Source organism: Clostridium sp. LY3-2 (assembly GCF_024705715.1).
Classification (GTDB): domain Bacteria; phylum Bacillota; class Clostridia; order Clostridiales; family Clostridiaceae; genus Clostridium.
The window spans coordinates 1-23,108 of the sequence record NZ_JAMDLQ010000008.1 but is presented as its reverse complement, the minus strand read 5'-3'; the positions used below and the strand labels follow the sequence as shown (position 1 = coordinate 23,108).

Annotated in this window: 22 protein-coding genes; 21 read left to right on the top strand and 1 reads right to left on the bottom strand. The window is 30.1% G+C overall.

What is annotated here, in order from left to right:
* The 19 genes from M4I33_RS01515 to M4I33_RS01425 form a co-directional block, all read left to right on the top strand.
* Window positions 1–1,337 (top strand): flagellar hook-basal body complex protein (locus tag M4I33_RS01515; protein ID WP_257915114.1); only part of this gene is annotated, 1,337 nt, incomplete at its 5' end.
* A 119-nt stretch (window positions 1,338–1,456) separates the two neighbouring features.
* Complete coding sequence (locus M4I33_RS01510) at window positions 1,457–1,648, top strand: flagellar FlbD family protein (RefSeq protein ID WP_194190914.1); 192 nt, start codon at window positions 1,457–1,459, stop codon at window positions 1,646–1,648.
* An 11-nt stretch (window positions 1,649–1,659) separates the two neighbouring features.
* Window positions 1,660–2,448 carry a motility protein A gene (locus M4I33_RS01505; RefSeq protein ID WP_257915113.1) on the top strand — a complete coding sequence of 263 codons (789 nt, stop codon included), beginning with the start codon at window positions 1,660–1,662 and terminating at the stop codon, window positions 2,446–2,448.
* Window positions 2,449–2,450: 2 nt separating this feature from the next.
* Window positions 2,451–3,176, top strand: a complete 726-nt coding sequence (locus tag M4I33_RS01500) for an OmpA family protein (RefSeq protein WP_257915112.1) — start codon at window positions 2,451–2,453, stop codon at window positions 3,174–3,176.
* Between the two features lie 5 nt (window positions 3,177–3,181).
* Window positions 3,182–3,637 (top strand): flagellar basal body-associated protein FliL, encoded by a 456-nt coding sequence (fliL, locus tag M4I33_RS01495; protein WP_257915111.1) that lies wholly within the window; start codon window positions 3,182–3,184, stop codon window positions 3,635–3,637.
* 34 nt (window positions 3,638–3,671) lie between these two features.
* Window positions 3,672–4,064 carry a flagellar biosynthetic protein FliO gene (locus M4I33_RS01490; RefSeq protein ID WP_257915110.1) on the top strand — a complete coding sequence of 131 codons (393 nt, stop codon included), beginning with the start codon at window positions 3,672–3,674 and terminating at the stop codon, window positions 4,062–4,064.
* Window positions 4,054–4,830: a flagellar type III secretion system pore protein FliP gene (fliP, locus tag M4I33_RS01485; protein WP_257915109.1), complete on the top strand. Its 777-nt coding sequence runs from the start codon at window positions 4,054–4,056 to the stop codon at window positions 4,828–4,830. The genes M4I33_RS01490 and fliP overlap by 11 nt, the downstream gene beginning before the upstream one ends.
* Before the next feature lie 12 nt (window positions 4,831–4,842).
* Window positions 4,843–5,112 carry a flagellar biosynthesis protein FliQ gene (gene fliQ / locus M4I33_RS01480; protein ID WP_194190908.1) on the top strand — a complete coding sequence of 90 codons (270 nt, stop codon included), beginning with the start codon at window positions 4,843–4,845 and terminating at the stop codon, window positions 5,110–5,112.
* Between the two features lie 11 nt (window positions 5,113–5,123).
* Window positions 5,124–6,968: a fused FliR family export protein/FlhB family type III secretion system protein gene (locus tag M4I33_RS01475; protein WP_257915108.1), complete on the top strand. Its 1,845-nt coding sequence runs from the start codon at window positions 5,124–5,126 to the stop codon at window positions 6,966–6,968.
* A gap of 19 nt (window positions 6,969–6,987) precedes the next feature.
* On the top strand, window positions 6,988–9,060 hold the full coding sequence (gene flhA, locus M4I33_RS01470; RefSeq protein ID WP_257915107.1) for a flagellar biosynthesis protein FlhA: 2,073 nt from the start codon (window positions 6,988–6,990) through the stop codon (window positions 9,058–9,060).
* A 1-nt stretch (window position 9,061) separates the two neighbouring features.
* A complete protein-coding gene (gene flhF / locus M4I33_RS01465) occupies window positions 9,062–10,222 on the top strand; it encodes a flagellar biosynthesis protein FlhF (RefSeq protein ID WP_257915106.1) in 1,161 nt (386 codons plus the stop codon).
* On the top strand, window positions 10,216–11,049 hold the full coding sequence (locus tag M4I33_RS01460; RefSeq protein WP_257915105.1) for a MinD/ParA family protein: 834 nt from the start codon (window positions 10,216–10,218) through the stop codon (window positions 11,047–11,049). The genes flhF and M4I33_RS01460 overlap by 7 nt, the downstream gene beginning before the upstream one ends.
* An 11-nt stretch (window positions 11,050–11,060) precedes the next feature.
* Window positions 11,061–11,687 (top strand): flagellar brake protein, encoded by a 627-nt coding sequence (locus M4I33_RS01455; protein WP_257915104.1) that lies wholly within the window; start codon window positions 11,061–11,063, stop codon window positions 11,685–11,687.
* 27 nt (window positions 11,688–11,714) lie between these two features.
* Window positions 11,715–12,446: a FliA/WhiG family RNA polymerase sigma factor gene (locus tag M4I33_RS01450; protein WP_257915103.1), complete on the top strand. Its 732-nt coding sequence runs from the start codon at window positions 11,715–11,717 to the stop codon at window positions 12,444–12,446.
* A gap of 10 nt (window positions 12,447–12,456) precedes the next feature.
* On the top strand, window positions 12,457–12,921 hold the full coding sequence (locus M4I33_RS01445) for a DUF6115 domain-containing protein (RefSeq protein ID WP_257915102.1): 465 nt from the start codon (window positions 12,457–12,459) through the stop codon (window positions 12,919–12,921).
* 77 nt (window positions 12,922–12,998) lie between these two features.
* Window positions 12,999–13,121 (top strand): hypothetical protein, encoded by a 123-nt coding sequence (locus M4I33_RS01440; RefSeq protein WP_257915101.1) that lies wholly within the window; start codon window positions 12,999–13,001, stop codon window positions 13,119–13,121.
* Complete coding sequence (locus tag M4I33_RS01435) at window positions 13,118–13,888, top strand: flagellar hook-basal body complex protein (protein WP_257915100.1); 771 nt, start codon at window positions 13,118–13,120, stop codon at window positions 13,886–13,888. Before M4I33_RS01440 ends, M4I33_RS01435 begins: the two co-directional genes overlap by 4 nt.
* 15 nt (window positions 13,889–13,903) lie before the next feature.
* The gene (locus M4I33_RS01430; protein WP_257915099.1) at window positions 13,904–14,677 is read left to right on the top strand and encodes a flagellar hook-basal body complex protein; all 774 of its coding nucleotides are present in this window, start codon (window positions 13,904–13,906) and stop codon (window positions 14,675–14,677) included.
* A 137-nt stretch (window positions 14,678–14,814) separates the two neighbouring features.
* A complete protein-coding gene (locus tag M4I33_RS01425) occupies window positions 14,815–15,810 on the top strand; it encodes a YdcF family protein (RefSeq protein WP_257915098.1) in 996 nt (331 codons plus the stop codon).
* Window positions 15,811–15,873: 63 nt separating this feature from the next.
* On the opposite strand, the gene M4I33_RS01420 is transcribed toward M4I33_RS01425, so the two are convergent.
* Window positions 15,874–17,514, bottom strand: coding sequence for a putative manganese-dependent inorganic diphosphatase (locus M4I33_RS01420; protein ID WP_257915097.1), 1,641 nt, complete (start codon window positions 17,512–17,514; stop codon window positions 15,874–15,876).
* Between the two features lie 149 nt (window positions 17,515–17,663).
* On the opposite strand from M4I33_RS01420, the gene M4I33_RS01415 reads away from it, so the two are divergent.
* Window positions 17,664–20,219 carry a calcium-translocating P-type ATPase, PMCA-type gene (locus M4I33_RS01415; protein WP_257915096.1) on the top strand — a complete coding sequence of 852 codons (2,556 nt, stop codon included), beginning with the start codon at window positions 17,664–17,666 and terminating at the stop codon, window positions 20,217–20,219.
* 178 nt (window positions 20,220–20,397) lie between these two features.
* Window positions 20,398–23,108: MMPL family transporter (locus M4I33_RS01410; RefSeq protein WP_257915095.1), on the top strand; the 2,711-nt coding region annotated here is incomplete at its 3' end.

The window sequence follows — 23,108 nt, the reverse complement described above, 5'->3', positions numbered from 1 at the left end:
TAACTTTAGATACTTCAAAGAAAAGAATTACTATAGATGCAGATTTAACTAATGCAGGATTAGATTTAAAAGATTTACAAGATAAAATAAATAAAGAATTAGATAGAAACGGAAAAACAACTGCACACGTAACAAGTATTACAGGAACACCAAATGCAGCAGACGTAAAAAATACTATTGAAATTTCTGACGGTCAAGATATGACAAGCCCAGGAAAAATAGAACTAGGAGGAATATCAATTGAAGTTCCAAAAGGTTCAAAATATAACGGGTTAAAAATAGAAATAGGAGATGTAAGAGCTAGTTCATTAAGTGCAAATTATGATGCAGGTTTAAATAAAATAACTTTATCAGGTGACTTCGTAACAGCAGGTGGAGTAGCAGGTAAAGACTTAGCAGATGAAATAAATAAAAAATTAGGCTTAACTGGTGATGATAGATTCTTTGCACAAGGTTCATATAAAGGAATAGATAGTTTAAATTCTGACCCTATTGAAGGCGGAGAAGATTTAAAGTCTCCTACAGGTGAAACTAAAGTTAATGGGATGAACATTACTTTAAAACCAGGTGGATCTTTAAACGGATATACTTTCCAAATAGGAACTATAACTAAAGGAACTAAAACTACAGCAGACGTAGATGCTAATAGCAAAGTTATAACATTAAACGGGGACTTCACAAGTCAAGGTGCAGTAACTAACGACTCTATGAAATCAGCTATTAATAAAGCACTTAAAGAAGCTGGAATAAATCAATTTGTAGATAAGATAGAAGGAAAACCAAACGTAATTTCAAACACTGAATCAGGAGAAACAAATGGAGGAACTCCAGTTGAATCTTTAACAGATAATGGTGCACTTGAATTTGTAAGTGGTACAGGAACAGTTAAATCATATGACGGAGAACTTAAAACATTAAAAATTCCAGATAAAGTAGTTATGCCTGGAACTGGAGAAGAACTAAGAGTTAAAACATTTAGTATAGATAAAAATGGTTTAATAACTGGAACTTTAGAAGATGGAAGAGTTGCAGCACTTGGACAACTTGCTATGGCAAGCTTCAAAAACCCAGAAGGTTTAACAAGTCTTGGTAAAAATCTTTACTCTCAATCAGTTAACTCAGGTGACGCTATAGTTAAGAGTGGACTTGGAACTACAGGTGAAGATAATAGTTCAGGTTATGGAGACAGTATTCAAGGTATGCTTGAGATGTCAAACGTAGACTTAGCAGAGCAGTTTACAGATATGATCACAACAACAAGATCATTCCAAGCAAGTGGAAAGATGATAAACACTGGAGATGAAATTCTTCAAGATATCATTAACTTAAAAAGATAGTTAATTAAAATAGAAGTTTTGGGGGGAATCCCCCAAAACATTCTATTAAATTGTTAAGAATTAAGAGTAAAGAAGATTTCTTTATTCTTAATTCCTAATATAGAAAATGAGGTGGTTAGATGGTTGAATTAACAGGAATGAATAATAAAAGTTTCGTATTAAATGCAGATCATATAGAAAAGATTGAGGAAGTACCAGAAACTCTAATAACTTTAACTAATGGTAAGAAATATATTGTTCTTGAAACTATAGATGAAGTAATTGAAGAAGTTGTTAAGTACAAAAATAGAATAGTGACATACAAATTATAGGGGGATTCTAAATGAAAAAATCAGACGCATTAACTGGGATTGGCTTAGGAGTTGCAATTGTACTTATAGGTTGGGCTATGAGCAATGGAAGTAATATAATGATATTCTGGGATTTACCTTCAGTTGCAATAACTATTGGAGGATCTTTTTGTGCAGTGCTTATGGGAATAACTATGAGCGATTTAAAAAAGATGGGTAAAGTTCTTATACAAGCATTTAAAGAGCCTTCAAATTCAAAAGTACAAATAGTAACAGAGTTTGCTTCTCTTTCAAAAAAAGCTAGAAGAGAAGGATTATTATCTTTAGAAGATGACTTCTTAAAAAAGGGATTACAAATGGTTGTAGATGGAATAGAACCAGAAGTGATTAGAGAAATAATGGATTTAGAAATTGAAGAGATGGAATCTAGACATAAATCAGGATCAAATCTTTTTGCTACATGGGGAGCTTATGCACCAGCATTTGGTATGGTGGGAACACTTATAGGACTTATTCAAATGTTACAAAACCTTACTGATACAACTACTATAGCATCTGGTATGGGTAAAGCTCTTATAACTACATTTTACGGTACTATTTTAGCTAATATGTTTTGTAATCCAATAGCTGCAAACTTAGATAAAAAAAGCGCTATGGAAGTTTCTACTAGAGAGATGATGCTTGAAGGTATATTAGCTATACAATCAGGTGTAAACCCAAGAATAGTAGAAGAAAAACTTATGACATACTTAAACCCTTCTGAAAAAGAAGAATTTAAGAAGAACAATTCAGAAAATGGAGATAATGAAGGAGTTGTATAAAAATGGCTAGAAAGAAAAAAAAGCCAGAGTCAGAAGGACTAAAAGGCGATGAATGGTTAGGTACATATTCTGATATGGTAACTTTACTTTTAACATTTTTTATACTTCTTTATTCAATGTCATCTGTAGATTCAGAAAAGTTAAAACAACTTTCAAAAGCATTTAATCAAGTGATGGTTGGAACAAAGGGCGATTCAATATTACAATATGATTTATATGACGGTGAAGTACCTTTAGTTGGAGGAGAATCAGATAATAAAGATATTAGTGATACGGCTCAAAGTATGTATAAGGGAGTAAAAGAATTTGTTAAAGATAATAACTTATCAGATACTGTAGATATAACAGAAGATGAAAGAGGAGTTATCTTACAGCTAAAAGACAGCATACTATTTCAGACTGGTGAATCAAAACTTAAGCCAGAAAGTAAAGATATATTAAATAAAATAAATACACTATTAAAAAGTGTTCCAAATTCAATAGTTGTTGAAGGGCATACAGATAATGTACCTATACATAACTCAGAATATAATAGTAACTGGGACTTATCAACAGCAAGAGCTGTTACAGTTGTTAGATATTTTATTGAAGAAAAGGGAGAAAATCCATCAAGATTTAGTGCATCAGGTTATGGGGAATACAAACCTCTTGTTGCAAATAATAGTGATGATAATAGAGCAAAAAACAGAAGAGTTAACATACTAATAGTTGCGAATAATAAGGAGTGATAAATTTGGCTAAAAAGAAAGAAGAAGGAAAACAAGGTGGAGGCAAAAATAAAGTCTTACTTGTAATCTTAGCGCTAATAGTTTTAGGAGCTTGTAGTTTTGGAGGGACTTATTTATTTAGTAAATCTAAAACTGCAGAAAAAAATAAGCCAGTAGTTCAAGCCTATTATGACTTAGGGGAATTTATGGTTAACCTAAGTGATAAAGGGGGACATAACTATTTAAAGACTAAAATAAGTGTAGGGTATGATTCAGAAACAAAAGATGGTGAAGAATATTTAAAAAATAACACGGTTGTTTTAAGGGATGCTTGTAACTATTACTTAAAATCAAAGACTTCAAAAGATTTTTCATCTAGTAATGAAAAAGAATTGAAAAAGGAATTAGTCGAAACTCTTAACAAAAAATTAAGTAAACCGATAATTTTAGATGCCTATATTAATGATATTATAGTACAATAGATATAGCTATAAAGTTAAGGTAGGATAAGAAATTATGGAATTTATATTTATGATGATAAAGTTAATACTATCTTTAGGGATAGTATTAACTTTAATGTATTTAAGTTTCAAGTTTGCGGGAAACGGATTAAATAAGGTAAACAAAGATAAAAATATTAAAGTTTTAGAAAGAGTTCAACTCGCAAAGGATAACTATTTAGTTATAGTTAAAATTTGCGGTAAAGGCTGGGTTATGAGTGTATCTCAAAATAATTCAGAGAAAATACTTGAACTAACAGACGAAGAACTAATTAATATTGAAAAGAAAAAGATAGAGTCACAAGAAGCTATGCAAGAATATTATACAAATATTTTAAGTAAAGCTAGTGAATACAAAAATAAGGTATTAAGAAAAAATAAGTCAAAGGAAGATACAGATGAAAGATAAGAAGAAAAAAGTTATATTTTGTATTCTTTTATCTTTAATTGTAGTTGGAGTGTTTGGAATAAAGGCATATGCTGCACCGAACAATGTTTCGGTACCAGATGTTAATATTTCTTTTGGAAATGAAGGTAGTAGATCGGACTATGTAGGAAATATAAGACTTTTAATATTTTTTACAATGCTCGCAGTACTTCCATCACTTATAATAATGGTCACGTCTTTTACTAGAATTGCGGTTGTTTTCTCATTTTTAAAAAATGCAATGGGAGCTCAGCAATCTATACCGAGCCAAATTTTAGTAGGACTTGCTTTATTTTTAACATTATTTATTATGCAGCCAGTATACAATAAGATAAATAAGGATGCTATAGAACCATATTTAGATAATAAAATTACTCAAGAACAAGCGATTGATAAGGGTCTTGTACCTTTAAAAGATTTTATGCTAAAGCAAACTAGGCAAAAAGATTTAGAATTGTTTGTTGAAAGTGCAAAACTAGATACTTCAAAAGTAACTAGAGAAAATATTCCTATGACGGTAATTATACCAGCTTTTGCAATAAGTGAATTAAAAACAGCTTTTGAAATAGGATTTTTAATATTCTTACCGTTTTTAATAATAGATATGGTAGTTGCAAGTGTGCTTATGTCTATGGGTATGTTTATGCTTCCGCCAGTTATGGTTTCACTTCCATTTAAACTTTTATTATTTGTAATGGTAGATGGATGGAACCTATTAGTTAAATCACTTATAATGAGTTTTTCTTAAAGGAGGGTATATATGAGTGAAAATTTATTAGTAGGAATTACAAAAGATACAGTATATACTGCACTTAAAATTGCAGCGCCAATTTTAATAACTGCGATTTTGATAGGTTTAATTGTTAGTATATTTCAAGCAACGACACAAATACAAGAACAAACCCTAACCTTTGTTCCAAAACTTATAGGAGTAGCTGTAGTTGGAATAATTTTAGGAAGTTGGATGTTACATAATATTACAAGTTTTACAGAGAGAATCTTTGATATAATAGTCAAGATTACAACGTAGGAGGAAATAGAGTGGTAGTTAATACAGCCTATTTCTTAGCACTAAGTTTGATTTTTATTAGAATAACAACCTTCCTTTTAGTATCAAATGTGGTTTTCCCAAGAGGAACTCCAGTAATATTAAAAGGAAGTTTTTCGCTTATTTTAGCTTATGGTGTTATTACAGGAATTGATTATAATTCTATAAATGAAATCAATAATAACTTCTCGCTTATATTTGCTATTACAAGTGAACTTATGACAGGATTTATATTAGCATTTGTTGTTAATATGATATTTGAATTTATAAAAATGGCAGGTTCTTTTATGGATACTCAGGCTGGCTTATCTATGGTATCTTTATTAGACCCTACAACAAATTCAAATACAACCTTAATGTCTAACTTTTTAATGCAAATATCAATGGTGTTATTTTTTATAGTAGATGGTCATCACTTACTTATAAAACTTTTAATTAAGAGTTTTAAGATAGTACCAGTTGGAGAGACAATAGTTTACAAAGAGACACTTATGGAAGTTATTCATACATTTTCGGATCTTTTTGTAGTTGGTGTAAAGATAGCACTTCCATTTATATTAGTAATATTTATTACTGATTTATGTATGGCACTTGTGTCTAGAACTGTTCCAGCTATAAATGTAATGATACTTGGTATGCCTGTAAAAATGCTTGTGGGTATGTTAACTTTTATAGCTATTTTACCTATAACTTTTAAGATAATAATTGGTGTAATTAATGATATACCAAATATTTTTCAAAGCATATTTAAAGCATCGCCAGCTATTCCTCTTGTATTTTTAATTGCAAGTGAGGAAAAGACCGAAGAAGCAACACCTAAGAAAAAATCAGAAGCTAAGAAAAAAGGACAAATAGCGAGAAGTAAAGATGTAGGGTTAGCACTTGGAATGCTTACATGTACATTATGTATACTTATTTTTGGTAGTTATTTAGTTCAAAATATGAAAGATATATTAGAGTTTACTTTAAGAGCAGGTATTTTAGAAAAAGTTAATGATGATACTTTAAAAATAATATCATTAAAAGTTATAGTAAAGATGGGACTTCTTATTTTACCTATAGCAATACCTATAATGATTGCAGGAGTTTGCGCTAATTTAATGCAAACAGGTTTTATATTAACAGGTGAACCTTTAAAAGTTCAGTTAAGTAAATTAAATCCTATTAACGGATTTAAAAATATGTTTTCAAAAAGAAGTGCAGTAGATTTAGTTAAAAATATTACTGTTGTTGCTATAGTTGGAATTCTTGGATATACCTATGTTAAAAGTAATTATAGTAAGATACTGCAAATATCAAATCTTTACTTACCGACAGTAGGTAAGGAGATACAGACTCTTATATTAGGTATATTTTTAGAGATAACGATAGTTTTAATAATTCTTGCAGCGATAGATTATTTTATTCAATTTAGATTCCATCAAAAGGATTTAAGGATGTCTAAGCAAGAGATTAAAGAAGAATTTAAACAAATGGAGGGTGACCCACAAATCAAGGGTAAAATAAAGCAAAAGCAAAGAGAGATGGCAACACGACGTATGATGCAATCTGTTGCAGACGCTACAGTTGTAATAACTAACCCAACCCATATAGCTATCGCTTTAAAATATGATGAAAGCAAAGGTGAAGCACCAGTTGTCGTAGCAAAGGGTGGAGATCATATTGCAATAAAAATAAAAGAACTAGCAAAAGAAAATAATGTTCCTATAATGGAAAACAAACCTTTAGCTAGGCTTATGTTTGATCAAGTAGAAATAGATCAGCAAATTCCAGGAGATATGTATCAAGCAGTAGCAGAAATTTTAGCGATGGTTTATAAGATGAAAAATAAAATTTAGATGAGAGGATGGGGAAATATTGGATTCGTTTGGAAAGAAACGTTTTGACATAAAAAATAATTTAGATATTTTTGTAGCCTTTGGAGTAATATGTATAGTTATGATGATAATTATACCGTTACCGAAGATGTTATTAGATATCTTATTAGCTTTTAATATTACATTGTCAATCATAATTATTATGATTACAATGTTTACAACTAATGTATTACAATTATCAGTTTTCCCAACATTATTACTTGTAACTACATTATTTAGATTAGGATTAAATATTTCTTCAACAAGACTTATACTTACAGAAGCAGATGCCGGAGAGATTATTAGAGCATTTGGTGATTTCGTTGTTGGAGGAAACTATGTAGTTGGTATAATTATTTTCTTAATAATTATAATCATACAATTCGTAGTTATAACAAATGGTGCAGGTAGGGTATCAGAAGTATCAGCAAGATTCACACTTGATGCTATGCCAGGTAAGCAAATGAGTATAGATGCAGATTTAAACTCAGGACTTATTGATGAGCAAGAAGCTAAGAAAAGAAGAATAGACCTTCAACAAGAAGCTGACTTTTACGGAGCTATGGATGGTGCATCAAAGTTCGTAAAAGGGGATGCGATAGCAGGTATTATAATAACTGTTATAAATATAATAGCGGGTATTATAATAGGTGTAACACAAAAAGATATGAGTGCAAGTGAAGCAGCTCATACTTACGTTCAATTAACAGTAGGGGATGGGCTTTGTAGCCAGGTTCCTGCACTATTAATTTCTACAGCATCAGGTATGCTAGTTACAAGGTCTGGTAGTTCTAAAAACTTCGGTAAAACTCTTACAAGTCAGTTAACAGCATTTCCTATAGCTTTAGGACTTGCAAGTGCTGTAATGTTTGGATTAGCTTTAGTTCCAGGGATGCCAAAGTTTCCTTTTTTAGTAGCAGCGGTTGCTATAGGATCAGTTGCTTATATGCTACATAAAGAACATTTAAAACAATCTCAAATGGATATCATGTCTATTGAGGATGAGGAAATGGAAGACCCAATTTCAAGAGAACCTGAAAATGTTATGGATTTAATATCTGTTGAACCTATGGAAGTTGAAATAGGTTATGGTCTTATACCTCTCGCAGATGAAGGAACAGGTGGAGATCTTCTTCAAAGGATTGCATCTGTTAGAAGGCAGTGTGCAATTGAGATGGGAATAGTTGTACAACCTATAAGAATTAGGGATAATCTTCAGCTAAAGACTAATGAATATGATATTAAGATAAGGGGAACAGTAATTGCAAGGTCTGACCTTATGCCAAGCATGTTACTTTGTATGGACCCAACAGGGGATGCATCTGAAATTGCAGGTATAAAAACTGTTGAGCCAACCTTTGGACTTCCAGCTGTTTGGATAAATAAAGACCAAAGAGAAGAAGCGGAGATAAAAGGCTTAACTGTAGTTGACCCAACAACTGTTATGGTAACTCATTTAACAGAAACAATTAAAGCACACTCTTACGAGCTATTAGGTAGACAAGAAGTTAAACTTATAGTTGATAATGCACGTGAAAAATATAGTGCTGTTGTAGATGAATTAATACCAGACCTTTTAACTATTGGTGAGTTACAAAAGGTTCTTCAAAACCTTTTAAGAGAAAAGGTTCCAATAAAAGATATAGTTACTATTATGGAATCACTTGCAGATAATTCTCAAAACACTAAAGATATAGAAATACTTACAGAATACGTAAGATTCTCATTAGCTAGAACTATAACAAACCAAATAGTAGACGAATATAGAAGAATTGTTGTAGTTACTTTAGACCCAGAACTTGAAGAACTTATAGGGTCTAATATTCAAAAGTCAATTCAAGGTTCATTCCCAGCTATTGACCCTGATACTACAACTAGAATCTTTGAAAGTTTAAGAAATACAATAGACTCAGTTTATTTCAACAATAACCAACCAATAATATTAGTATCACCTAATATTAGGCCAGTATTTAGAAAGCTTATAGAGATGGTATTCCCTCACGTTATGGTTCTTTCATTAAACGAAATTCCAAACGATGTGGAAATAAGAACTGAAGGAGTTGTAACTATATAAAATGTTAATAAAGAGATATCTAGTTAAAAATATGAATGAAGCACTTACAAGAATCAGACATGAATTAGGTAAGTCAGCAGTTATAATTTCTCAAAGAAAAGTTAGGAAAAAAGGGATTTTAGGATTTTTTGAACCTAAGATGATAGAAGTAACAGCAGCTGTAGAAAATTCTGATTCTAGTAAAGAAGACTTTAAAGAAACTAAAGTAGAAGATTCAATAAATAGTATAAAAAAAGTAATGGAAGATACTATTAAAGAAAAAGAAAACACTTCGTTTAAAAGTTTAGTAAAAGAAAATTTAGAAAAAAATGATATTAAGCTTCAAAAAGATGATGACGAACTTAATAAAGAAATAAATGAAATGAAGAATCTACTTAATACAGTTATAAAAAACACAACAAAAGAAGAAAAAGAAGATGTTATATTAGAAATTCTTGAAGAACTGGATATAGATAAAGAATTTATTCCTAAAATTTTAGAAAAATTAGAGGGAATAAAAGAAGAAGATAGAATAAAAAAATTAAAAGAGATTATACTTTCTGAAATTGATTTATCAACTGAAGATATAAAAGGAAATATAGTATTAGTTGGACCGACTGGAGTTGGAAAGACTACTACTATAGCAAAGCTTGCAGGAAAACTTTCCTTAAAAGAAAATAAAAAAGTAGGTTTAATAACTGTAGATACATATAGAATAGGTGCAGTAGAGCAACTTAGAACATACGCAGAGATTATGAACATTCCATTTAAAGTAGTAATAAATACTAAAGATATGGAAGAAGCTATAGAAGAAATGAAGGATTTAGATGTAGTTTTAATAGATTCAACAGGTAGAAGTAGCAAAAATGTTATGCAGATTTCAGAACTTAGAGCGCTTATAGAAAAGACAAATGCAGATAATATCAACTTAGTGATAAGTGCAACAACTAAAAATAAAGATATAAAAGCTATTGTAGATGGATATAATACCCTAAGTTATGATAAAATAATAGTGACAAAACTTGATGAAACATCCTCGTATGGCAGTATTTACAATATTTCTAAGAGAGCAAATAAACCTATAAGATTTTTAACAATAGGACAAAATGTACCAGACGATATAAAAGATGTCTCTAAAGAAAGTTTAGAAAAGATAATTTTTAGGGAGGTCAATATATGTTAGACCAAGCTGAATCTCTAAGAAGGATGGTACAAAGAAAAGTTAAAATAGTCACTATAACATCAGGTAAAGGTGGTGTTGGTAAAAGTAATTTTGTAGTAAACCTTGGAATTACTTTACAAAAGAGTGGCAAAAAAGTTCTTATATTCGACGCAGATATAGGAATGGGAAATGATGATGTACTTATGGGGGTATATCCTAAATATAATATCTTCCATGTTATTAAAGGTATGGATATGAAGGATATAATAGTTAAAGGCCCTGAGGGAGTAAGTCTAGTTGCAGCAGGTTCAGGGATAAATGCAATTGAAGACTTAAAGGAAGAAGAAAGAAGAATATTCTTAAATAGGCTTAAAGACCTAGAAGGATATGATTATATTTTAATAGACACAGGAGCCGGAATTAATAGAAGTGTGCTAGCTTTTATTGCGTGCTCGGAAGAGGTTATTGTAGTTACAACTCCAGAGCCCACATCTATGACTGATGCCTATTCACTTTTAAAAGCTGTAAATCATTTTGAATTAAAAAATGAAGTAAATATAGTTGTGAATATGACACTAGATAGTAGTGAAGGAAAAAATACTTTTGAAAAAATGAAAAATGTTGTAGAGAAATTTTTAAGTCTAAAGGTTAATTATCTAGGGGAGATACCTGAAGATTTAAAATTAGTTCAAAGTGTAAGAAGTCAAAAACCATTTGTCTTATTGCACCCAAAGAGCAAATCATCTAAAGCATTAGAGAGTATTTCAAATAAATTTGTAAATGAGGGAAAGATAGGGGAGGAAACTGTTAAAGGATTGTTTAGCAAATTGTTTAACATATTTTCGTAGGAGGACTATTAATGGCAAAAACAAACTTAAAAATCAATACAAAAATTGAACTAATGACAGAGGACGGGTTATTTAAAAGTGTAGTCCAAGATATACAAGACGGACTAATGTATATCAATATTCCAATAGGGATGGAAGGACCTTTGCCATTACAAGTGGGAAAAACAATCGATTTTAATTACTTTGTGGAGAAGGTGGGTTATTTTAATTGTTCTTCAAGAGTGTTAAAAAAAGTAAATGAAAATAATATACCTATGTATATGGTAACTTTACCTAAAGATGAGATAAAGATTCAAAGAAGAAACTTTGTTAGGGTAGAGACTATAGAACACGCCTTTTATAGCATTTTAGAAGAGGAAAAATGGAAAAGAGCTATTATGCTAGATTTAAGTGGCGGGGGAATGAGAATTAAAATTAACGAAGAAATAGAATTAGGGAAAAAGTTAAGAGTAAACATAATACAAGATGATGAAAAGATTCAGATTCTTGGAGAAATAATCAGACTAGAAAGCACTGAAGGTTTAGTTAAAGATGAAAGAATTTACGGTGTAAGTTTTGATGATATGAACGAGTTTAAGCGAGATAAAATTATTAAAAAAGTTTTTGCCCTTATACAAAAGCAAAGGAGGCTTGTATAAGGTTTTAGACTAAGGGAGGGAATCTATATGGCAAGTCAAGATGCAATGGAAGTTAGAGCAAAAATAGTTAAGGAATACATTCCACTAGTTAAACATATTGCGTCTAGGGTTTCACTTGGAAAAAACAAGTATATAGAGTATGAGGATTTAGTTGGTTATGGAATGATAGGGCTAATGGATGCTATAAATAGATTCGATGATACTAAAGGGATGAAATTTTCATCTTACGCAGCTCTAAGGATAAAGGGTTCAATGATAGACGAACTTAGAAAACAAAGACCAATTTCTAAAAATGCTATGGATAAATTAAAGGCATATAACGAATGTGTTGAAAAACTACAGACGGAACTTTTAAGGGATCCAACTACAGAAGAAGTAATGGCAGAACTTGGAGCAACTCATAAAGAAATACTTGAAGTTGAGGGGTACATAAATTATATGGCAGTTGTCTCATTAGATGAAGTTATATTTAGTGATGATGATGAAATGAATTTAATGGGAGTAATTGAAGATAAGAAAACTTTAAGCCCAGAACAAGAATTCATTCAAAAAGAAAAGGTTGAAATTTTAGGAGAAGCAATTGAAGAACTTAAAGAAAAAGACAGAATAGTTTTAAATCTTTACTACTATGAAGAGTTAACTTTAAAAGAGATAGGTAAGATTTTAGAGGTTTCTGAATCTAGAGTTTGTCAGCTTCACAGTAGAGCAATTAGAAACCTAAGAGAAAAAATGAAAAGCAAATTCAGCTTACCAGTTTAGAGGAGATTATATGCCAGCAATTTTATTAATAATAGGGATAGCTATTGTAATATTTAGCTTAGTATTTATAAAAAAAGAAGATAATTCTTTTTCTAGGTTAGTGAAAGATAAAGAAGAAAATTCGGATTTAAGGGATCTAGAAATAGCAGAAATCAGAAGAACCTTTGGTGAAACTATTGCAGATTTACAAATCGAAATTAGAAACCTTAAAGATGAAATCGAAGAATTAAAAACTAAGGAAAAATATACTGTAAAAAAGAAAAAAGATTTATCAATTAACAAAGATGTTATATCGGATATAAATTTTAATGCGCTTAAACAAAAAAAACAAGTCAAAAAGCCTAAAGAAGATGAGAATAAAGGCGATAAAATAAAAGAACTTATAGAAAAAGGTCTATCTGATGATGAAATCTGTGATAAGTTATCAGTAGGTAAGGGGGAAGTACTATTAGTAAGAAGCTTAAACAAAAATTAAAAAATATCCTACCGTTTTTCTATGATAAAAAATTCCTTTTAGGTATTGGAATAGGACTTATTATAGGTGTGATATTTATGATGGGATACAAATATCAAAGTTCTATGTCAAATGCGCAAATAGAAGAAAAGGCTAGAGGACTTGGAATGCATTACAAAGATGAATGTAAGGTATTTTTAGGAGGAGAAGATAAAAAATGATAAGAGGGCTTTATACAGCTGTTTCTGGATTAATAACATTAGAAAATAAACAAAATACTATTGCTAACAACATGGCAAACTCAAATACAATAGGTTTTAAAAGTGATGAACTAGGATTAAAGAGTTTTAAAGAGGTATTAGTATCTAACAAAGATAAAATACTAGGTAATCAAAACGTAAAACAAGATTTAGGTAAATTAGCTTTAGGCGTAGAAACTGATAGAGTAGATACTGTATTTACTCAAGGTGATTTTAAAAATACTGGTAAAATAGGAGACTTTGCTATAGATGGTAGGGGATTTTTTACAGTACAAAGAGGAAATGAAAGACTTTATACAAGAGATGGTAATTTTAGAGTAGGGACTGATGGAAATTTAATTACTACAACTGGAGATAAAGTTTTAGGAGTTAATAAAAATACTGGAAGAGTAGAACCGATTTTTGTTGGAAATAGTAAATTCCAATTAAACAAAAGTGGGGAACTAGAAATACCAGGTAAGCCAAGCTACAAATTATTAACTGCTGATTTTAATGATTATAAAAGCTTAAAAAAGGTTGGAGACAACTACTATAAGGGTGAAAACCCTAGAACAGATGCAAATGTTAAAGTTAACCAAGGATACTTAGAATTATCTAATGTTGATATAACAGATTCTATGGTTGATATGCTTGCAGTAATGAGAAACTTTGAAACTAATCAAAAGTTTGTAACTATGATGGATGATAGTTTAGGAAAAGCTGCAAATGATATAGGACAAGTTAGGTAAGAGAGGAGAATTTAGATGCTAAGATCGCTATTTACAAGTAAAAGTGGGATGTATGCCCAGCAAAACAAATTAGATTCAATATCAAACAACTTAGCTAACTCAACAACTATGGGTTACAAGAGAGTAGATGTAGGCTTTAAAGATCTATTAAGTGAATCTTTAGATAGAAAAGGAACTCCTCTAAATGATAAAGAATCAATAATGGGAACTGGAGTTAGAACTACAGATTATTTTAGAGATAATTCTCAAGGTATGCTACAGCAAACAATGAGATCTACTGACCTTTCAATTGATGGAGAAGGATATTTTAGAATAGATACTCCAGATGGTAAAGCGTTATATACAAGAGATGGATCTTTTAAAATTGATGCTAGAGGAAGATTAGTTGACGGAAGAGGAAATAAAGTTCATATGAAGTATGAACAAGGATATAACGAGAATAACGTTAAATTAACTACTAGTAATATGTTAGTTGATAACACTGGAGCTGTTTTTGTAAAAGATAACGGAACATTTAAAAAGGTTGGTTCAATTCCAACATATACTGCTACTGGAAACGAATCATTTAATTCTGTAGGAGATAACCTTTTTGAAGCAGGAAACGGCGTTAGAGTAACTGAAACTACTAATAACGATGTTTATCAAGGTCTATTAGAATCATCTAACGTAGACGTTGCACAAGAGTTTACAGACATGATATTAACTCAAAGAGCATTCCAATTAAGCTCAAAAAGCTTGCAAACATCAGATGATATGTGGGGAATGATTAACAACATGAGATCAAGATAGGATAAAGAAGGTATTAAGCCTTCTTTTTTTTATTTTATAAACCTTTCGTTTTTGTAAGGTTTATGAAAGGCAAAAGTCAAGCTTTTCTTTAGTTAGAAAGGGTATAATTATATCATCTAACAAAGGAGGAGACACGCGTGTTTATTATATTAGTTATAGAATGTATCATAACAGGAATCATTTTATATAAAGAACCTAGAGATTTTATAGTAGGATCAATATTTACACTATCAACTTTAGGTGTTTTTCTATATCTTTTAGCATTTTTAGCTTCGGCAATTTCAATTCTAAAAGCACCGCTTGTAATAATAGTTTTTATAGGAGCACCTTTAGCTGTAATATTCTTTTGTGTGTTTTTAATTAAAAACGGAAAGATTATGAGGCTTAAAGAAGGGAGGCACCTAGCAAATAGGTTATCTTTAATATTTGGAGTATATATAATTTTTGTAATTTCAGTAACTTTAGCCTTACTTTTTTACGGAGAACATATGAATAAAATAATATTTAAAGTTTTATTACTTATAGTTATTTTATCAGTTTATTTTGGAATAATACTTTTTATTTATTTAGCTTATTCTTATTTATATCAAAGGATACATTTTAAAAAGAAAAGTGAGTTTATTATTGTTTTAGGAGCTGGATTAAACAAAGATAAAGTTACACCATTATTAAAAAGTAGATTAGATAAGGGAATAGAGATGTATAATATACAAAAAAATAATAAAGTAGAAGCTAAGATAATAGTTTCAGGGGGACAAGGGGAAGATGAATTAGTATCAGAAGCCTTTGCTATGAAAGAATATTTATTATCTCAAAATATTCTAAAAGAAGATATAATTATGGAAGATAAATCTAAGACTACATACGAAAACATGAAGTTTTCAAAAGATATAATGGATTCTTTAAAAGATAATTATAACTCTATATTTGTTTCAAATAACTACCACGTATTTAGGGCAGCTATCTATAGCAGAAAAGCTAAGCTAAAAGCTTACGGAGTAGGTGCACCGACATCATTTTATTTCTTGCCTAGTGCATTAATAAGAGAGTATATAGCTATACTTTTTATATATAAAAGAATAAATATTTTAGTAACATTAGGATTAACTTTTTTAATGTTTTTATTAAATTAAAAGTGTATTAGTTAAAAATTATATAAAATAAAAAAGGAGTAATCATTTGATTACTCCTTTAAATTAGTCATTCATAGCAACATTTGTTAGTGGTGGTACTACTTGTTTCTTTCTTGAAAGAACTCCAGGTAAGAAAGCAGTAGAATCAACTAATGTTATGTTGAAGGCTTTCTCGGCTAAATCTGGTCTAGAACCTGCAACTAATATTTGTGAACCTTCGTTAATTATGTCTGTAAGAAGTAGCATTACTACATTAAGGTTAGCTTCGTCAGCTTTTTTGTTCATGTATGAAAGCATATCTTCTTTTAAAGGCATAAATCCTTCAATATCCATAGTATTAACTTGTGCTACTCCAACTTTTAAATCTCCCATGTTAAATGGTTTAAAGTCAGCGTTAAATATCTCTTCAACAGATTTTCCTTTAAGTGAAGTACCAGCTTTAAACATTTCTTTTGCGAAATCTTCTAAGTTTATTTCAGCGATTTCAGAAAGTCTATGGCAGATTTCTTTGTCTTGAGGAGTGCAAGTTGGGCTTCTAAATAAAAGTGTATCAGAAATTATAGCACCGCAAAGTAAACCTGCAACTTCTTTAGAAGGTCTTACACCATTTTCAAAGTAGCATTTAGCAACTATTGAAGATGTACTTCCTATAGGCTCATTTCTAAAGAAGATAGGGTTTTGAGTTTGAATATCAGCAACTCTGTGGTGGTCGATGATTTCAAGAACCTCAGCTTCTTCAAGTCCAGGAACTGATTGACCTCTTTCGTTGTGGTCAACTTGTATAACCTTTTTCTTAAAGTCAGAAATTAAGTGGTATCTAGACATAGTTCCTATAACTAATCCGTCTGGAGTAGTAACAGGGTAACTGCTATATCTAGTTTGAAGCATGCTTTCTTTTACATCTTGAACTAATTCATCAGTTCTAAAGCTTACTAGGTTCTCTGTAGCCATTACAAAGCCAACAGGAATACTTTGAACTATTAGTCTTGAAGCTGTGAAAGAATCGTGAGGAGTACTAATTACAGTAACTCCAGCTTCTCTAGCCTTAGTTATTAATTTTTCAGTTAAAGTGTTTGAACCAGTAACGATGATTAATGATACTTTTTGATCTATTAATTCTTCTTGTACGTCAGCTCTATCACCAACTATAGCTATATCTCCTGATTCTATATGTTCTTTCATTGAGTCAGGTCTCATAGCTGCAACACATATTTTCCCTGGGAAAACTTTAGTGTCTTCGTTTACGTATACTTCTTTAGCTTTTAATGTATCTATAATATTATCTAAGCTAGTATTACTCTTACTTAATATTTTGTTATCCCAAATATCCATATAAGCTGATGTTAAGTTTGATAAAGAAATTATTCCTTTTAAATGCCCGTTTTCATCAGTTACAGGTAGAGATTTAATATTTTTTTCTCTCATTATATTCCAAGCCATTCTTAGTGATATATGAGATGAAATTGGACTTATGTGGTCTATTTTTAAGTCCTCAACTTTTAATTTTACTGTTTCTAAAAATTCTGGTGCTTTTACGTTAAAGTAATCAAGTATAAATTGAGTTTCTTGATTTACTTTTCCTAATCTAACTGGTATAGCTGGAATATCTCCAATTTTATTCTTTAGTGCTGCGTATGAGACTGCTGCACATATTGAGTCAGAATCAGGATTTCTGTGACCAGTTACGTAAATTACGTCTTTCATAGTCAGTTCCTCCTTTATATACGAATACATAATAATTTTAATTCTTAAATATAAAAAAGTAAAGTAGACTTTAATAATAAAATGTTTCATAACTTAAATACTTTTAAATATATATATAAAAGAAACAATTTATTAGGAGGAAAAAGAAGTTGGTATTAGAAGAAAATACTACGCCTGGACTTTCAACAAGAGAAGCAGAAAAGAGATTAAAAACATATGGCTTAAATCAATTAGAAAATAAGAAAAAAACATCTAGCTTAAAAATACTATTAGGTCAATTTAATGATTTTATGGTTTGGGTACTTATAGGTGCAACAGTTATTTCAGGACTTATGGGAGATACAGCAGATGCTATAACGATACTTATTATAGTTATAGTTAATGCACTTCTTGGTTTTTTTCAAGAATTTAAAACTGAAAAGTCTTTAGAAGCACTTAAAGATATGGCAGCACCTACCTGTAAAGTATATAGAGATGGAAGAATTAAAGTAATAAATTCTTGCTTTTTAACTATAGGTGATGTTGTTATTTTAGAGGCAGGTGATAGGATACCTGGAGATGGTGAATTTATAGAATCATCTGGAATAGTTGTAGATGAGTCACTTTTAACTGGTGAATCAGTTGGAGTAAATAAAGAAGAGAGTAGGGGAAAAAATTTAGGTTACATGGGGACGAATGTTTTAAAGGGAAAGGGTTTATTTAAAGTACTTGAAATTGGTATGAAAACAGAGATGGGTAAAATTGCATACTTACTTCAAAATATTGAAGAAGAAAAATCACCTTTAAAAGAAAAGTTAGATTCACTTGGAAAAATATTAGTTATTTTATGTTTAGTTATATGTGCTGTAGTTACAGTACTTGGAATAATTCGAGGAAATGAAATAGGAGAAATGTTTTTACTTGGAGTATCCCTTGCAGTAGCTGCAATACCAGAAGGGTTAGCTGCTATAGTTACAGTTGCCCTTGCCCTTGGAGTATCTAGAATGTTAAAGAAAAATGCATTAGTTAGAAAATTACCTGCAGTTGAAACATTAGGTTGTACTTCTGTAATTTGTTCTGACAAGACAGGAACTTTAACTCAAAATAAAATGACAGTAAAAGAAGTTTATATAAATGGAAAAATTCAAGAATTAGAAAAAGTAAATTTAAGTTCTATAAAAGGTATATCTAAATTAAAAGAAGCGTTAGTTCATTGTAATGATTGTACCTTTGATAAAGGAAGTAAAGATTTTAATAGAAGCATTCACGGAGATCCAACAGAAATTGCATTAATAAATATGTTTTTTAATAATGGAAAAGATCTAACTTCTTTTACAGATGGGGTAAAAAGAATATATGATAACCCTTTTGATTCAACTAGAAAGATGATGTCTGTAATAGTTAAAAAAGATGATAAAGAGTCTTGCTTTGTAAAAGGTGCACCTGAAAAAATTCTAGAAAGATGCAGATATATCTATGAAGACGGAATAGTTAAAGAACTTACATTTCCAAAAAAGAAATCTATTAATGATAGTTTAAATATAATGAGTTCTAGAGCATTAAGATGTCTAGCTGCAGCTTATAAAGAAAAAGATATTAAAAAGAATGATTCGATTGAAAGAGATTTAATATTTATAGGGTTTGTTGGAAGTATTGACCCGCCTAGAAAAGAAGCACATGATGCTGTTTTAAAATGTAAATTAGCTGGAGTAAAACCAGTTATGATTACAGGAGATCATAAAAACACAGCCCTTGCTATAGCAAAATCTTTAAGTATATGTAAGGGGGCAGATTCTGTTTTAACTGGTGAGGATATAGAAAAGCTAACGGACAGAGACCTTTATGAAAAGGTAAAGGTAACAAGTGTTTTTGCTAGAGTTTCACCTAATCATAAATTAAGGATAGTTAAAGCCTTTAAGAAAAATGGAAACATAGTAGCTATGACTGGAGATGGTGTAAATGATGCACCAGCTATTAAAGAAGCAGATATAGGTATATCTATGGGGATATCAGGAACAGATGTAACTAAAGAAGCTTCGTCTATGATTCTTATGGATGATAACTTTAATACAATTGTTGAAGCAGTAGAAGAGGGAAGAACTATATATGATAATATAAGAAAATTTATAAGGTATCTTTTATCTTGTAACTTAGGTGAAGTGTTAACAATGTTTCTTGCATCTTTATTTATGCTTCCAAACCCGCTTACCCCTATTCAAATATTATTTGTAAACCTAGCAACAGATGGACTTCCTGCAATAGCACTTGGGGTAGACCCAGCTGATTCTGATATAATGAGGCAAATGCCAAGAATTAAAAAAGAAGGCATTTTTTCAAGAGGGCTTACAGAAAAAATATTAATTAGAGGAACCTTAATTGGACTTTGCACACTTTTATCATTTATGGTAGGAAGATATTTTAATATGGATTTACAAACTTGTAGAACTATAGCTTTATCTACTTTAGTTTTATCACAATTATTCCACGTGTTTGAGTGTAGATCAGAAAGACATTCAATATTTGAAATAAAATTATTTACAAATCCATATTTAGTAGTAGCAGTAACTATATCAATTATAATGATGTGCTCAGTTTTATATATACCATTTTTATCAGGAATCTTCCACACAGTTCCGCTTGGACTTAAACACTGGGCAATAGTGCTTACTTTTTCAAGTGTTATAGCATTTATAAATAGTATATATTTATATTTTAAAACAAGGTAAAAAAGGGATTCTCGTGTTATTTGCGAGAATTCCTTTTTATATGGAGTTATTTAAAAAGTTTATTCATAATTGTTATAAAAAGTTAATCTACTCATAAAGTAATTTTAAAATCTATTAATAAGGCGTCTATATAAAAATGATATCATTAATTTGTAATATTAGACGAAGGTGGTGCAATATGGAGGAAGGATTAAAAAAGAAAAAATATTTAAGTTTGTTAATTTTAGTGCTTTGGGTTGTTCTTGTAGGAGTTTTACTTTTTAACTCACCTTCTTTAAGTAAACTAGTAGCTAAAAAGGGTGGTATACAATTACCAAATGATTATTCTAAAAAGATAGAAACTCTTATTAATAGTAATAACAAATTTAATAGCGATGATAGTTATATCGCAGTCTTTCATAATGATAATGGACTTACAGAGATAGATAAGGACAATATCAAAAATACTTTAGAAAATTTAGATAAAGACAAAGAAAGCGTATACGTAAAAAGCGTAACAGATAGTTTTAAAACATCTAAATTAAAATCTCAATTAGTTTCAAGTAATAATAAAACTATAATGGCATTACTTACTATTGACCCTAAAGGGGAAAGTGTAAGTACTATAAGTAATGCAATAGGAAATAAAATTAAAACAGATGGTGTTAAAACATACTTAACAGGTGAAAACTTAATAGAGCAAGATGTAAATATAGCAGCTCAAAAAGGGCTAAATAAAACTCAAACAATAACAGTAATATTTATATTTGTTGTATTAATTCTTCTATTTAAATCAATAGTTACACCTTTTATACCACTTTTAACAGTAGGTATAAGTTATTTAGGTGCACAATCAGTGGTTGCAATACTTGCAGATAAATTTAACTTCCCACTATCAAATTATACGCAGATATTTATGATTTGTATTATGTTTGGTATAGGAACGGATTATTCTATCCTTTTATTAAATAGGTTTAAAGAAGAAATTGCAGGGGGAAGTAATAGAGTAGATGCAGTAAAAACTACATTTAAAACAGCAGGTAAAACAGTTTTATCATCAGCAATGCCGGTATTTGTAGTATTTGCTTCATTAAACTTTATAGAATTTAATCTTTATAGAAGCGCAGTAGCAGTTGCTATAGGAATTATGTTTTTAATTGCAGCTTTATTTACTATTTTCCCAGCAGTAATGCTTTTACTTGGTAAAAACTTATTTTGGCCAGTTAGAGGAGAAATCAAAGTTGAACAAAATAAACTTTGGGGAAAACTTGGAAGTACTGCATTTATGAAGCCTATCCCTGTTTTAGTAGCGATAGCTATTATACTTGCAGGACCAATATTTTTTAATGACTTTAAAGAATCTTATAACAACATAAATGAAATTGGAGATAGTTATTCTGCAAAAGCTGGATTTAATGTTGTAGCAAATGACTTTGGAATAGGTAATGCATCTCCTATGTCGATTTATATAGAAAATGATGAGGATATGAGAAAGCCAGAATACGTAGCACTTATGGAGAAAATATCAAGTAACATTAAAAACTCAAATGGTGATGTAAAAGAAGTCTTAAGTGTAACTAGACCTACAGGTACAAGGCTTGATGAAATTTATGTAAATGATCAAGCATCTATAGTTCACAGTGGAATAGATAAAGCAAATGATGGCTTAAATAAGATTAATGGTGGATTAAAAGATGCAAGTAAACAAATAGGTGATTCAAAAGGAAAAATAAAAGACGCGGAAAATGGAACAGAAAAACTTCAAAGTGGTACATTAAAAACAAAAGAAGGGGTTGAAGAGTTAAATGTAGCCTTAGGAGAGTTAGTTAATAGCATAAACGAAGAACATAACGGGGCAAACGAAATAAAAAATAAAGTAGATGCAGCAAGAGAAAAAGTTAATGCCCTTCTTTTAAGTAATGCTAAAATTTTAAAAGTATTTAATACTATAAACGAAAAGGGACAAAATATTTTAAATAAGTCTAATAAAGCTTTAAGTACTTTAAATAATTCAAAAGCTTTAGAAAATGATAAAAAAGAAATGGAAAATACAATTAGTACTATAAAAAATGATATCGGTGAATATGTAAAACTTCACCCAGAAGCTAAAAATGATAAAAATTTAGAAAAATTAAATAATGATATAGAAAAGATCTTAAATTCAAATAGTACTAAAGATGATTTAGAAAAATTAAGAAAGAATTTAAATGATGATATAAACCTTTTAAATGGTGCTTTAAAAGACTTAAATAATAAAAAAGATGAAGTTATAAATCAGTTAAATGAGATAAATAAAGGAGCTAACGAGTTAAGTGCAGGATTAGATGCTTTAGATAATGGACTTTCAAAATCTTTAAATGGCGGAAAAGAGATTAAAGGAAAGGTTCCAGAAATAGAAAATGCTCTAACAGAAATCTATAACGGACAAAGTACTATCAAAAAAGGATTTGAAGAGTTTGGGAGTCAAATAAACGAACTTGAAAGTGGTTTAAATGATGGTGCAAACGGAATAGAGGAAGTTACTAAAGGATTAAAATATGCAAATGGATTTATTAACGATTGGGCTAATTTATCTTATAGTATATCTGGAATAAATGTTCCTATAGAGATATTTAGTAATAGTGAATTTAAACAATCTCTAGACCAATATATAAGTAATGATGGAAAAATCGCAGAAATTAATGTTATAACAAACAAAAATCCATATTCAGAAGATGCGGTAAACTTAGTTCCAAATATTCAAAGTATAGTTAATGAAAGCGTAAAAGGAACTAAACTTGAAAATGCAAATATAGGTGTAGGAGGAATAGCAAGTACAACATATGAAACTGAAAAAATGGCTAATAAGGATTATGATAAAGCTGTAATCTTTGTAATAATAGGTGTTACTATGGCTTTAATTCTTATACT

What these genes read in the sequence shown, in the direction of transcription:
- M4I33_RS01510 (WP_194190914.1), top strand. Translation starts at nt 1,457, where the DNA reads ATGGTTGAATTAACAGGAATGAATAATAAAAGTTTCGTATTAAATGCA.
- M4I33_RS01505 (WP_257915113.1), top strand. Translation starts at nt 1,660, where the DNA reads ATGAAAAAATCAGACGCATTAACTGGGATTGGCTTAGGAGTTGCAATT.
- M4I33_RS01500 (WP_257915112.1), top strand. Translation starts at nt 2,451, where the DNA reads ATGGCTAGAAAGAAAAAAAAGCCAGAGTCAGAAGGACTAAAAGGCGAT.
- M4I33_RS01490 (WP_257915110.1), top strand. Translation starts at nt 3,672, where the DNA reads ATGGAATTTATATTTATGATGATAAAGTTAATACTATCTTTAGGGATA.
- fliP (WP_257915109.1), top strand. Translation starts at nt 4,054, where the DNA reads ATGAAAGATAAGAAGAAAAAAGTTATATTTTGTATTCTTTTATCTTTA.
- fliQ (WP_194190908.1), top strand. Translation starts at nt 4,843, where the DNA reads ATGAGTGAAAATTTATTAGTAGGAATTACAAAAGATACAGTATATACT.
- flhF (WP_257915106.1), top strand. Translation starts at nt 9,062, where the DNA reads ATGTTAATAAAGAGATATCTAGTTAAAAATATGAATGAAGCACTTACA.
- M4I33_RS01460 (WP_257915105.1), top strand. Translation starts at nt 10,216, where the DNA reads ATGTTAGACCAAGCTGAATCTCTAAGAAGGATGGTACAAAGAAAAGTT.
- M4I33_RS01455 (WP_257915104.1), top strand. Translation starts at nt 11,061, where the DNA reads ATGGCAAAAACAAACTTAAAAATCAATACAAAAATTGAACTAATGACA.
- M4I33_RS01450 (WP_257915103.1), top strand. Translation starts at nt 11,715, where the DNA reads ATGGCAAGTCAAGATGCAATGGAAGTTAGAGCAAAAATAGTTAAGGAA.
- M4I33_RS01445 (WP_257915102.1), top strand. Translation starts at nt 12,457, where the DNA reads ATGCCAGCAATTTTATTAATAATAGGGATAGCTATTGTAATATTTAGC.
- M4I33_RS01440 (WP_257915101.1), top strand. Translation starts at nt 12,999, where the DNA reads ATGATGGGATACAAATATCAAAGTTCTATGTCAAATGCGCAAATAGAA.
- M4I33_RS01435 (WP_257915100.1), top strand. Translation starts at nt 13,118, where the DNA reads ATGATAAGAGGGCTTTATACAGCTGTTTCTGGATTAATAACATTAGAA.
- M4I33_RS01430 (WP_257915099.1), top strand. Translation starts at nt 13,904, where the DNA reads ATGCTAAGATCGCTATTTACAAGTAAAAGTGGGATGTATGCCCAGCAA.
- M4I33_RS01420 (WP_257915097.1), bottom strand. Translation starts at nt 17,514, where the DNA reads ATGAAAGACGTAATTTACGTAACTGGTCACAGAAATCCTGATTCTGAC.